General features: G+C 68.3%; 9 protein-coding genes. 5 read left to right on the top strand and 4 right to left on the bottom strand.

Translation table 11 applies throughout. The features are described 5' to 3' along the window. Positions 1–390: 390 nt before the first annotated feature. Complete coding sequence (purL, locus tag QYL93_RS08620; protein WP_305743290.1) at positions 391–4,386, top strand: phosphoribosylformylglycinamidine synthase; 3,996 nt, start codon at positions 391–393, stop codon at positions 4,384–4,386. Between the two features lie 81 nt (positions 4,387–4,467). Here the strand turns inward: purL and QYL93_RS08615 are convergent, their stop codons facing one another. Next, positions 4,468–5,172, bottom strand: coding sequence for a methyltransferase (locus tag QYL93_RS08615; RefSeq protein ID WP_305743289.1), 705 nt, complete (start codon positions 5,170–5,172; stop codon positions 4,468–4,470). 201 nt (positions 5,173–5,373) lie between these two features. Here QYL93_RS08615 and QYL93_RS08610 point away from each other — a divergent pair, with 201 nt between their 5' ends. Then, on the top strand, positions 5,374–6,366 hold the full coding sequence (locus QYL93_RS08610; protein WP_305743288.1) for a DUF808 domain-containing protein: 993 nt from the start codon (positions 5,374–5,376) through the stop codon (positions 6,364–6,366). 306 nt (positions 6,367–6,672) lie between these two features. Further along, a complete protein-coding gene (locus QYL93_RS08605) occupies positions 6,673–7,278 on the top strand; it encodes an OmpW family protein (protein ID WP_305743287.1) in 606 nt (201 codons plus the stop codon). Here the strand turns inward: QYL93_RS08605 and QYL93_RS08600 are convergent. The 3 genes from QYL93_RS08600 to QYL93_RS08590 form a co-directional block, all read right to left on the bottom strand. Next, entirely contained in the window at positions 7,275–7,901 is a 627-nt protein-coding gene (locus QYL93_RS08600; RefSeq protein ID WP_305743286.1) for a LysE family translocator, read from the bottom strand. The genes QYL93_RS08605 and QYL93_RS08600 overlap by 4 nt on opposite strands. Further along, on the bottom strand, positions 7,898–8,149 hold the full coding sequence (locus tag QYL93_RS08595) for a DUF1272 domain-containing protein (RefSeq protein WP_305743285.1): 252 nt from the start codon (positions 8,147–8,149) through the stop codon (positions 7,898–7,900). Before QYL93_RS08595 ends, QYL93_RS08600 begins: the two co-directional genes overlap by 4 nt. A gap of 108 nt (positions 8,150–8,257) precedes the next feature. Then, positions 8,258–9,304, bottom strand: coding sequence for a metal-dependent hydrolase (locus QYL93_RS08590; protein WP_305743284.1), 1,047 nt, complete (start codon positions 9,302–9,304; stop codon positions 8,258–8,260). Between the two features lie 239 nt (positions 9,305–9,543). Between QYL93_RS08590 and egtD the strand changes: the two genes are divergently transcribed. Both egtD and egtB read left to right on the top strand, forming a co-directional pair. Continuing rightward, a complete protein-coding gene (gene egtD / locus QYL93_RS08585; protein WP_305743283.1) occupies positions 9,544–10,641 on the top strand; it encodes an L-histidine N(alpha)-methyltransferase in 1,098 nt (365 codons plus the stop codon). 85 nt (positions 10,642–10,726) lie between these two features. Next, positions 10,727–12,043, top strand: a complete 1,317-nt coding sequence (egtB, locus tag QYL93_RS08580) for an ergothioneine biosynthesis protein EgtB (RefSeq protein WP_305743282.1) — start codon at positions 10,727–10,729, stop codon at positions 12,041–12,043. The last annotated feature ends 21 nt before the right edge of the window (positions 12,044–12,064 follow it).

The following is a 12,064-nucleotide window of genomic DNA, read 5'->3' as shown; positions in this document are numbered from 1 at the left end:
TGAAGAACCTGTTCACGCTCTCGCAGGGGATCGCGTTGGAGCGCAATCGGGATGAGTGGATGCTTCGGATGCGCCGCATGGGCCCATGCCCATGCAAGCAGCCGGGGCGTCCAATCGCCCGATTTCGCTCCAACCCTTCGGGCAGTGGCCTTGGCGGGCGGTCTGCGGCGTTGCGGCGCTTGTTGATAGCCGGGCTATCAACTGCGCACCGCGCCTTGCATACCACCCGCCAAGGCCGCTGCGCGACCCCTGGGAGATCGTGAACAGGTTCTGCTGCTGCATGGGGAGGAGCGCCGCCGGTTAAAATGGGAGGCTAACCGCCACCAAGCCTGCGTTTTTCGGATGGCGGCGGCGCCCACCGTACCCCTCACACCCCAACAGGCCGCTACCGTGACCTTGCACATGACCACGCTGGCGGGCGGCAACGCCCTCAGCACCTTTCGCGCCCAGCAACTCCAGCCTGCCCTCGAGGCCATCCACCCCAAGATCACTGGCATCGCTGCGCGCTTCGTGCACCTGGTGGCCACCGATGCGGCACCCTCGCCAGCCGATCAGGAGCGCCTGGCGGCCCTGTTGACCTACGGCGACCCCTACGCCGGTCCCGACAACGGGGCTGTCATCGTCGTCACCCCGCGCCTGGGCACGCTCTCGCCCTGGGCCTCCAAGGCCACCGACATCGCGCGCAACTGCGGCATCGCGATTCGCCGCGTGGAGCGCATCACCGAATACCGCGTGGCCCTCAAGCCCGGCCTGCTGGGCGGCACGCCCGAGCTGAGCGCCGACCAGGTGGCCCAGGTCGCGGCCCTGCTGCACGACCGCATGACCGAATCGGTGGTGGCCGACCGCAGCGGCGCCGCAGCCCTGTTCACCGAGCTGCAGCCCGCGCCCATGGAGCATGTGGATGTGCTCGGCGGCGGCCGCGCCGCGCTGGAGGCTGCGAACACCCGCTTCGGCCTGGCCCTGGCCGAGGACGAGATCGAATACCTGGTCAACGCCTTCACCGGCCTGGCGCGCAACCCCAGCGACGTCGAACTGATGATGTTCGCGCAGGCCAACAGCGAACACTGCCGCCACAAGATCTTCAACGCCGAGTTCACCATCGACGGCGTGGCGCAGGACAAGAGCCTGTTCGGCATGATCCGCAACACCCACCAGCTGGCGCCCCAGCACACGGTGATCGCCTACTCGGACAACGCCTCCGTCATGGAAGGCCACACCGTCGAGCGCTTCCTGGCGCGCATGGGCGATGCCGGCACGGTGGGCTACGCCAAGAGCGAAGCCACCCAGCACGTGCTGATGAAGGTGGAAACGCACAACCACCCCACGGCGATCTCGCCCTTCCCCGGTGCCTCCACTGGTGCCGGCGGTGAAATCCGCGACGAAGGCGCCACCGGCCGGGGCTCCAAGCCCAAGGCGGGCCTCACCGGCTTCACCGTGTCCAAGCTCTGGGGCAGCGAGGTCGGCAAGCCCGAGCACATCGCCAGCCCGCTGCAGATCATGGTCGAAGGCCCCCTGGGCGGCGCGGCCTTCAACAACGAATTCGGCCGGCCCAACCTGGCGGGCTACTTCCGCGAGTACGAGCAGAACGTGGGGGGCGTGCAGCGCGGCTACCACAAGCCCATCATGATCGCGGGCGGCGTGGGTGTGATCGACGCGGGCCTTACGAAGAAGATCGAGTTCCCCGCCGGCTCGCTGCTGATCCAGCTGGGCGGCCCCGGCATGCGCATCGGCATGGGCGGCAGCGCCGCCAGCTCCATGGCCACCGGCACGAATGCGGCCGAGCTGGACTTCGACTCCGTGCAGCGCGGCAACCCTGAGATCGAGCGCCGTGCGCAGGAGGTCATCAACCACTGCTGGGCGCAGGGCGATGCCAACCCCATCCTGGCCATCCACGACGTGGGTGCGGGCGGCCTGTCCAACGCCTTCCCCGAGCTGACCAACGACGCCGGCCGCGGTGCACGCTTCGACCTGCGCGCCGTGCCGCTCGAAGAGTCGGGCATGGCGCCCAAGGAAATCTGGAGCAACGAGAGCCAGGAACGCTACGTGCTGGCCATCGCCCCCGGTTCGCTGGCCCAGTTTCAGGCCTTCTGCGAGCGCGAGCGCTGCCCCTTTGCCGTGATCGGCACCGCCACCGAAGAGCGCCAGCTGGTGCTGGACGACACGGCCGTGGCCGCTGGCGACCAGAAGAGCCCGGTCGATATGCCCATGAACGTGCTGCTGGGCAAGCCGCCCAAGATGCACCGCGACGTGGCCACGGTGGAGCGCCAGTTCGCGCCCATGGACCTCACCGGCGTGCCGCTGCAAAAGGCCGTGATCGACGTGCTGGCCCACCCCACGGTGGCCTCCAAGCGCTTCCTCATCACCATCGGCGACCGCACGGTGGGTGGCCTGTCGCACCGCGACCAGATGGTGGGCCCCTGGCAGGTGCCCGTGGCCGATTGCGCCGTGACCCTGGCCGACTACAAAGGCTTTGCCGGCGAGGCCATGAGCATGGGCGAGCGCACGCCCCTGGCGGCCATCAACGCGCCCGCATCGGGCCGTATGGCCGTGGCCGAGGCCATCACCAACCTGCTGGCCGCGCCCATCGAGCTGCCGCGCGTGAAACTCAGCGCCAACTGGATGGCCGCCTGTGGCGAACCCGGTGAAGACGCGGCGCTGTACGCCACGGTGAAGGCCGTGGGCATGGAGCTGTGCCCGGCCCTGGGCATCTCCATCCCCGTGGGCAAGGATTCGCTGTCCATGCGCACGCAGTGGCAAGAGGGCGGCGACAAGAAGAAGGTCACCTCGCCCGTGAGCCTGATCGTGAGCGCCTTCGCCTCGCTGGCCGACGTGCGCGGCACGCTCACGCCGCAGCTTGACGCGACCGAAGCCGACACCACCCTGGTGCTGGTCGACCTGGGCAAGGGCCAGAGCCGCATGGGCGGCAGCATCCTGGGCCAGACGCTGGAGCAAAGCGGCGATGTGGTGCCCGACCTCGATGACCCGCAGGACCTGGTGAACCTGGTCAACGCGGTGAACGCGCTGCGCGCCAAAGGCCAGATCCTGGCCTACCACGACCGCAGCGATGGCGGCCTCCTGGCCGCCGCCGCCGAGATGGCCTTTGCCGGCCACGTGGGCGTGTCGCTCAACGTGGACCTGCTGGTCACCGAGGGCGACGGCATCAGCGACAGCCGCATGGAAACCGGCGACGCCAAGAACTGGGCCACCCAGGTCAGCGCGCGCCGTGAAGAACTCACGCTCAAGGCACTCTTCAACGAAGAGCTGGGCGTGCTGCTGCAGGTGCGCACCGCCGAGCGTAACGAGGTGATGCAGCTGCTGCGCGAGCACAATCTGTCGCGCTTCAGCCATTTCGTGGGCAAGACGCGGCCGGTGTCCTCGCCCATCGACGCTGGCAAGGGCGAGCTGCAGGTCTGGCGCGATGCCAAGGCCGTGTTCAGCGCGCCGCTGGTCGATCTGCACCAGGTGTGGGACGCCGTGAGCTGGAAGATCTGCCAGCAGCGCGACAACCCCGCCAACGCCGATGCCGAGCACGCCGCTGCCGGCGCCCCGGCCGATCCCGGCATGCATGTGCACCTCACGTTCGACACGGCCGAGAACGTGGCTGCGCCCTACCTCAACCTGGCGCGCCCCAAGGTCGCCATCTTGCGCGAGCAGGGCGTCAACTCGCACATCGAGATGGCCTATGCCTTCACCGAAGCGGGCTTCGAGGCCTACGACGTGCACATGACCGACCTGCAGACCGGCCGCGCCCAACTGGCGGACTTCAAGGGCGTGGTCGCCTGCGGCGGCTTCAGCTATGGCGACACCCTGGGTGCCGGCATCGGCTGGGCGCGCAGCATCACCTTCAACCCGGTGCTGGCCGAGCAGTTCCAGGGCTTCTTCGGCCGCGCGGACACCTTTGGCCTGGGCGTGTGCAACGGCTGCCAGATGTTTGCCGAACTGGCCGACATCATCCCCGGTGCGCAGGACTGGCCGCGCTTCACCACCAACCAGAGCGAGCGCTTCGAGGCCCGCCTGTCGATGGTGGAGGTGCTCGAATCGCCCAGCCTGTTCTTCCAGGGCATGAACGGCAGCCGCCTGCCTATCGCCGTGGCGCACGGCGAGGGCTATGCCAACTTCCGCTACCGGGGCAATGCCGACAAGGCGATTGCGGCCATGCGCTACGTGGACAACCACGGTGCGGCCACCGAGCAGTACCCCTTCAACCCCAACGGCAGCGCGGGCGGCCTCACCGCCGTGACCACGGCCGATGGCCGCTTCACGGCCATGATGCCGCACGCCGAGCGCGTGTTCCGCAACGTGCAGATGAGCTGGACCAGTGAAGACCGCAGCAAGTTGAGCCCGTGGATGCGCCTTTGGCAAAATGCCCGCAAGTGGGTCGGCTGACCGCTGGCATGGTCGAAAGGCCGTAACCACGATCAAGACGGGGCTTCGGCCCCGTTTTTCATGCGCGAGGCGCTTGTTGCCTCAGCTCACTAGCGCAGGGCGCTGGTACACCAGCAGCCGGCCCTTGTAGGCGGGCCGGTCGTCCAGGGCCGGGTGGTCCAGGCGCTCTTCCACCACGGCGAAGCGGTGCGCGGCCATCTGCTTGTGGAAGGCGCTGCGGTTGCCGCGATCCGGGTCCACGATCCAGATCTGGGCGCCCACGCCAGCGTGGCGGTCGATGAAGCCGGCCAGGGTGGCGCGTGCGTCGCGCTCGTAGAGCACGTCGCTGCCCATGATCAGGTCGAACTGGCCGCTCACGGTGCTGGCGGCGGTGCCGTCGCCCTCGGTGCCTTCGGGCGGGTTCCAGTGGCCGGCGCAGTATTTCATGGGCGGCAAGGCGTTCAGCCGCAGGTTTTCCAGCAGAAAGCGGTCGGCCAGCGGGTGTCCGTCGCTGGCGGTGATGTCCATGCCGCGCCGGTGGCACACCAGGCTGGCCAGGCCCAGGCCGCAGCCGATCTCCAGCACGCGCTCGCCCGCCTGCAGCGGCCGGGTGGCCATGCGCTCGGCCAGTTGCGTACCCGAGGGCCACAGCAGGCCAAACAGCGGCCACAGAGCCGACGAAATGCCCAGCCGCTCGGCCTCGCCCAGCGGGTCGGAGAACTGCTGCCTGTCCAGCAGCGAACGGATGGTGAGATTCGCAGCGCCCGCGATCGGGACGCTGTCTTGCTTGGTGAGGTAGCCTGGCATGGCCCGGGCGAGAAGCCCGGTATCAAGGGACCCCAAAGGTTGGTGGTGCAGCGCCAAGTATGCGCCTTTTGGCCAGGAGGGGCTTCTTGGCGTGACCCGCAATGGGCTCCTGGCCTACTTTGCATGTAGCCGTTGGGCGCGTGGGGACGGACCCTGCGCATTGCTATAGTCGCGCATTCACCGCAATCTCAAGGACATTCCATGGCCGCTGGCAGCCTTTTAGCCCTGTTGGACGATATCGCCACCATCCTCGACGACGTCGCCCTCATGACCAAGGTGGCGGCCAAGAAGAGCGCCGCCATGGCCGACGACGTGTCGGTCATGACCAAGGTGGCCGCGCAGAAGACGGCCGGCGTGCTGGGCGACGACCTGGCGCTCAATGCCCAGCAGGTCACCGGCGTGCGCGCCGAGCGCGAGCTCCCGGTGGTCTGGGCCGTCGCCAAGGGCTCCATGGTCAACAAGGCCATCCTGGTGCCGGCAGCGCTGTTGATCAGCGCCTTCGCGCCCTGGGCCGTCACGCCGCTGCTGATGGTGGGCGGCGCCTTTCTGTGCTTCGAGGGCTTCGAGAAGATTGCCCACAAGTTCCTGCACAGCGAGAGCAAGGACGAGGCCGAGCACGAAAGCCGTGCCCAGGCCAATGCCAACCCCGCCGTGGACCTGGTGGCCATGGAAAAAGACAAGATCAAGGGCGCCGTGCGCACCGACTTCATCCTCTCGGCAGAAATCATCGCCATCACGCTGGGCACGGTGGCGACGGCCTCGTTTGCGCAGCAGGTGGCCGTGCTGGTGGGCATCGCCGTCATCATGACGGTGGGGGTGTATGGCCTGGTGGCCGGTATCGTCAAGCTTGACGACCTGGGCCTGTGGCTCAACAACAAGCGCAGCGCCGTGGCCAAGGCATTGGGCACGGGCATCGTCAATGCGGCGCCCTGGCTCATGAAGTTCCTGTCCATCGCCGGCACGGCCGCCATGTTCCTGGTGGGTGGCGGCATCCTGGTGCATGGCGTGCCGGCCCTGCACCACGCCGTGGAGGGTGCAGGCGCTGCGTCCGCCCTGTGGCCCGTGGGCGGGCTGTGGGCCGTGCTGGTCCCCAACCTGCTCAATGCCGTGGTGGGCATCATTGCCGGCGGCCTGGTGGTGGCAGTGGTGACCGCCGTGCAAAAAATGCGCGGCAAGGGCGCGGCCGCGCACTGAAGTGAAGCACCCCCTGAGGCGCTGCGCGCCTTCACCCCTCTCTCGACTCGCTACGCGATTCGGGAGGGGGACGCCCCCAGCGCGGCGGGGCGGCCCTTGCGCGGGGGCGCTGGCTTAGGCCGCGCCAGTTTCATGCGCCGCGGGTGGCGCACAGATTGTTGATCCAGATCGAAGCCTGGGCGCTGGGTCGGTGGCGCGCCGCGCCAGCGGTGCCTATGGTTGATCTGTGGCAAGGCGCATCGCTGCGCGCGGGGGCCCAATGCATGCACGGGGGTCGTCCCCGTGCAACCGCATCGAATCGCTCCCATGAAGAACAACAAGCTGCTGAACCTGGCCCTGGTGGCCGCCTGCGCGCTGGCATCCGGCGCCGCCATGGCGCAAGAATCCGAAGGCCCCTGGCTGGTGCGCGCCCGCGCCGTGAACCTGGCCAGCGCCAACAAGGACACCACCGGCCTGGGCCTGTCGATCAACGACAAGGTGATCCCCGAGGTCGACGTCTCCTACTTCTTCACCAAGAACATCGCCGCCGAACTGGTCCTCACCGTGCCGCAGAAGCACGATGTGCGCGCCAGCACGCTCGGCGGCAAGATCGGCACGCTCAAGCACCTGCCGCCCTCGCTGCTGCTGCAGTACCACTTCGACGCCCCCGGCTTCAAACCCTATGTGGGTGCGGGCCTGAACTACACGCGCTTTTCCAGCGTGCACCTGCCTGCCGGCGTGGGCATCGACAAGAGCAGCTGGGGCGGCGCGCTGCAGTTGGGGGTGGACATTCCCCTGTCGAAGAACCTGTATTTGAACCTGGACGTGAAGAAGGTCTACATCCAGGCCGACGTGTTCGCTGGCGGCGCCAAGGCGGGGACTTTCAAAGTGGATCCGGTGCTGGTCGGCGTGGGCCTGGGCTACCGGTTCTAGGCGCTACGGCGGTAGAACGCCAAAGACCCGGCCAGCGCCAACAGCGCCCCGCCGCAGCAGCGGTCGAGCCAGAGCACGGCGCGGCGGTGCAGCAACTGCACCGCCTTAGCGCCCACGATGGCGTAGGCCAGCATCACTGCGAAATCCAGGCCGGCGAACACCACTGCAATGGCTGCGTACTGCGGCCATTGCGGCGCATTCGCGTCGATGAACTGCGGCAGCAGGGCCGAGCAGAACAGATAGCCCTTGGGATTGGTGACCGCCACCAGGAACGACTTGGCAAAGACGCTGCGGGCCGTCACGCCCTCGGCACCGCCGGCCTGCGACAGGTCCAGCCCGCCCTGCGAGCGCAGCAGGCGCACGCCCAACCAGGCCAGGTACGCCGCCCCCACCCACTTGACGACGGAGAACCAGAACTCCGAGGCCGCCAGCAGCGCGCCCAGGCCCAGCGCCACGGCGCCCACCAGCACGAAGTCCGACGCTACCGCGCCCAGCATGCCCGGCACCGAGCGGCGCACGCCATAGCGCGAGCCATTGGCCAGCGCCAGCAGCACCGTGGGCCCGGGTGTGGCAATGGCCACCAGGGCCACCAGCGCAAAGACCAGCAGCGTGGCGAGGCTCATGCCAGCACCGGGCCGCAGCCTTGCGGTTTGTGCACGCGCTCGGTCGATGCGGGAAACTTCGCGAGCTTGGGCGCCGGCCGGCGCGGGCGCTGCAGCAGCTCACCGCCGCAGTTGGGGCAGATGCCGCCCAGTGGGCCGCCCGCACAGGTGCTGCAGAAGGTGCACTCGAAGGTGCAGATGCGCGCGGCAGTCGTATCAGGGGGCAGGTCTTTGTCGCAGCATTCGCAGCTGGGGCGCATCTGGAGCATGGCGGGGCCTCGGGGTGGTCGGTGGACCGCCCACTCTATGCGCAGCCGCCTTGCCCGGCAAGATACAGACAGCTGCTGCCAGCAGCGCCGTCTGTACTGCCCACCCGCTCAGCTGGGTTCGGCCTTCGGGGCAGGCGGCGGGCGCGCGCCGTCGTCAATCCCTCGGATGCGCCGCGACAGCCAGGGCAGGGCTGTCTCCAGGTCCGGCCGCTGCAACTCTTGCCGCGCCTTGGCGGTACCGGCCAGCACCTGCTGCGGCGTGCCGATGTCGAAGTGGAACGAGTACGCAGGCTCCATGCCCATGCGCAGGTCGGTGATGTAGACATGCCCACCTGCCTCGTTCATGCGGTAGAAGCCATGGGTGAAGCGCGACAGGCGCTGCACATGCGCGTTGCCCTGGTAGGTGGCGAACAGGTCCGCGCCGCGCTCATGGCGCGTCCATCGCATGGGTTGGTTGCCGCCGTCGGCCAGCGAGCGAAAGCCCTCCAGGTAGTGCGTGGGCGTCATCGCCACCACCCGCCACAGCACGGTAGAGAAGGGCGCTGGCGTCACCAGCACGCGCTCTGCGGCGATGCCCTGCGACTGCAGCGATGCACGCGCAATGCCTTCCACATGCTGCTGTGCCAGCACGCTCCATCCCAGGTAGGCGGTGCTGAACACCAGCGCCCAGGCATTCCAGCGCAGGCCGCGCCTGCCGTCCCTGCCGCGTGCCACCAGTGCGGCCACCACCCCGATGATCAGCGGCACCGTGTACATCGGGTCGATGATGAACACGCTGCCCACGCCATAAGGGTAGTTGGTGAACGGGTACAGCAGCTGCGTGCCGTAGATGGTCATCGCGTCGAGCAGCGGGTGCGTGACCAGCGCCAGCCACAGCGCCAGCCACCAGCGCAGCATGTAGCGCATCTCGCCATGCATGCGCGCCACCAGCCAGGCCAGCGGGCCTGACAAAAGGGTCAGGTAAAGCAGGGCATGGCTGCTGCTGCGGTGCAGCACCATGTTGAGCATGGCATCGCCATGGTCGATGAAGGCATCCAGGTCGGGCAGGGTGCCGGCCACGGCGCCCCAGAAGACCGCCTTCCACGCGGCGGTGCGGCGGCCCATGGTGGCGAGGGTGACGGCGCAGCCCAGGGCGATCTGGGTCAATGAATCCATGGGGCGGTGTGTCCTTGTCTGGTGTATTTGTGGCAAAGATGTGTCTGCAAGCGAAATGCGGGCCAGCCACAACAGGGCTTGCCGCGCCTGCTCCGGGGCGACATGATGGTGGCATGGCCCGATGACAGGAACACCTGCGCCGATGCGCCCCAGCAGCAACATCCAGGATGCCCCATGATCAGGCACATGCGCGCTCGTCCTACTTTGGGGCCCTGGCTCCGCCGCTAACCTACCGAACCATGGCCCAAGCACTCCTCCAGACTCCATCGCCCTTGCTTCCAACCCAGGGCGCGCCGCGCCAGGCGGCCTGGAATGCCAAGCCACCCCACCTGGCCTTCGAAGCCTTCGAGGGGCTGGCCCCCGAGCCCGACAGCGCCCAGGCCCCCGTGCCCGCGCTGGCAGACCCGTCCGTGTTCGACGAGATCACCGCGGGCCTGCTGCAGCAGCCCGCCACCATCTCGCCCAAGTATTTCTACGACCAGCTCGGCTCAGAGCTGTTCGAGTCCATCACCCGCCTGCCCGAGTACTACCCCACGCGCACCGAGCACGCGGTGATGCAGCAGCACGCCGCCGCCATTGCCGACGCCGTGGGCCACGGCCGTACGCTGATCGAGCTGGGCGCCGGCAATTGCGAGAAGGCGCGCACCCTGTGCCGCACGCTGGCGCCGGCCTGCTTTGTGGGCGTGGATATCTCGGCCGACTTTCTGCACGACGCCGTCGCCCGCATGCGCGAAGAGTTCCCCGGCATGGACGCCCGCGCCGTGGGCGCTGACATGACGCGCGGCGTCACCCTGCCAGCCGACATCCCGCGCACCGGGCGGCTGGTGTTCTACCCCGGTTCGTCCATCGGCAACTTCGACCCGCCGCACGCGCTGATGCTGCTCGAACAGATGCGCGACCTGGTCGACGGCGAGGGCGAACCGCATGCCAACGGTGGCCTGCTCATCGGCATCGACCTGCCCAAGGACGTGGATGTCTTGGAGGCCGCGTACGACGATGCCGCCGGTGTCACCGCTGCCTTCAACCTCAACGTGCTCACGCATGTGAACCGCCTCATCGGCAGCAATTTCGACCCCGCGCAGTGGCGCCACCTGGCCTTCTTCAACACCCTGCAGTCGCGCATCGAAATGCACCTGCAGGCCATGTCGCCCTTGCAGGTGCGCTGGCAGGGCGGCGGCGTGCGCGACTTTGCGGCGGGCGAGTGCATCCACACCGAGAACAGCTACAAGTACACGCTGCCCGTGTTTACCGACATGCTGGCGCGCGCCGGCTTCTCGCGTGCCCAGGCCTGGACCGATCCACGTGGCTGGTTTGCGGTGGTGCATGCGCAGCCTTGACACGCGGCTTGCGCCGCCACAACCATTGCACGGCACGCGACTCCCCCAGCCGAATGCTGCCACGCTGGGGCACACTGGCAGGATGATGAACACGCTGGCGACGACGACCAACCCGCCCCCTCAGCCCGCCGACTATGCCGCCGTGCGCCAGCGCTCGGTAGCGCTGGCGGCCCCCCTGTCGGCGGAAGACGCCTGCGCCCAGTCCATGCCCGACGCCAGCCCCGCCAAATGGCACCTGGCGCACACCACATGGTTCTTCGAGACCTTTGTGCTGGAACCGCATGAACTGGCGTTTGCGCCGTTCCACCCCGCGTTCCGCGTGCTGTTCAACTCGTACTACAACGGCGTGGGCGCCAAGCACCCGCGCCCGCAGCGCGGCCTGCTCACCCGCCCCTCGCTGGCCGAAGTGCTGGCCTACCGCGCCAATGTGGACGAGCGCATGCAGCGCCTGCTGGCCCGCCACGCCGGCAACGCCAAGCTGCTGGCCCTCGTGGAGCTGGGCCTGCACCACGAGCAGCAGCACCAGGAGCTGCTGGTTACCGACATCAAGCACCTGCTGTCGTGCAACCCGCTGTTCCCGCCGTACCACGCCCTCCAGCCAGCCACTACCGTAGGCAGCGGCCCCGCCCAGCCCCTCACCTGGCACCGCAGCGACGGCGGCGTGGTCGAAATCGGCCATGCCGGTGGCAACAACAACAATAACAACGGCGTTTTTGCCTTCGACAACGAACTGCCGCGCCACCGCGTCTACCTGCAGCCCCACGCCCTGGCATCGCGCCTGGTGAGCAACGGCGAATACGCCGCCTTCATCGAAGACGGCGGCTACCGCAACCCCGTGCACTGGCTGGCCGAAGGCTGGGACTGGCGCACCGCGCAGGGCCTTGAGCAACCGATCTATTGGCACCGCGCAGGGCAGGGCGGTGGTGATGAGGGTGACGCCTGGCACGAATTCACCCTGGCCGGCCTGCAGCCCCTGGCCAGCGCACTGCCCGCCGTACACCTGTCGTACTACGAAGCCGACGCCTACGCCCGCTGGGCCGGCGCCCGCCTGCCCACCGAGGCCGAATGGGAATGCGCCGCCGCGCGCCAGCCCCTGCAGGGCCATTTTGCCGACGGCCCCGATGCACTGCTGCACCCCGGCGCGGCAGAGGGCGCGGGCATGGCGCAGATGTTCGGCGATGCCTGGCAGTGGACCCAGTCGAGCTACGCCCCGTACCCCGGCTTTCGCACGGCCGAGGGTGCCGTGGGGGAGTACAACGGCAAGTTCATGGTCAACCAGTATGTCTTGCGCGGGGGCTCGTGCGCCACGCCGGCCGGGCATGTGCGGGCGACCTACCGCAACTTCTTTCCGGCGACTGCGCGGTGGCAGTTTTCGGGGGTGCGGTTGGCGCGGGATGTGTAGGGCCCAGGCGCTGAGCGTCTG

Origin of the sequence: Acidovorax sp. A1169 (assembly GCF_030704685.1) — a bacterium.
GTDB lineage: Bacteria > Pseudomonadota > Gammaproteobacteria > Burkholderiales > Burkholderiaceae_C > Acidovorax.
Note: the sequence above shows the minus strand (reverse complement) of the source record. Positions and strands in the feature narration are given on the sequence as shown.

Excerpts from the sequence above, each read along its gene's own strand:
- QYL93_RS08615 (WP_305743289.1), bottom strand. The coding sequence starts at position 5,172 with ATGCCAGGCTACCTCACCAAGCAAGACAGCGTCCCGATCGCGGGCGCT.
- QYL93_RS08610 (WP_305743288.1), top strand. The coding sequence starts at position 5,374 with ATGGCCGCTGGCAGCCTTTTAGCCCTGTTGGACGATATCGCCACCATC.
- QYL93_RS08605 (WP_305743287.1), top strand. The coding sequence starts at position 6,673 with ATGAAGAACAACAAGCTGCTGAACCTGGCCCTGGTGGCCGCCTGCGCG.
- QYL93_RS08600 (WP_305743286.1), bottom strand. The coding sequence starts at position 7,901 with ATGAGCCTCGCCACGCTGCTGGTCTTTGCGCTGGTGGCCCTGGTGGCC.
- QYL93_RS08595 (WP_305743285.1), bottom strand. The coding sequence starts at position 8,149 with ATGCTCCAGATGCGCCCCAGCTGCGAATGCTGCGACAAAGACCTGCCC.
- QYL93_RS08590 (WP_305743284.1), bottom strand. The coding sequence starts at position 9,304 with ATGGATTCATTGACCCAGATCGCCCTGGGCTGCGCCGTCACCCTCGCC.
- egtD (WP_305743283.1), top strand. The coding sequence starts at position 9,544 with ATGGCCCAAGCACTCCTCCAGACTCCATCGCCCTTGCTTCCAACCCAG.
- egtB (WP_305743282.1), top strand. The coding sequence starts at position 10,727 with ATGAACACGCTGGCGACGACGACCAACCCGCCCCCTCAGCCCGCCGAC.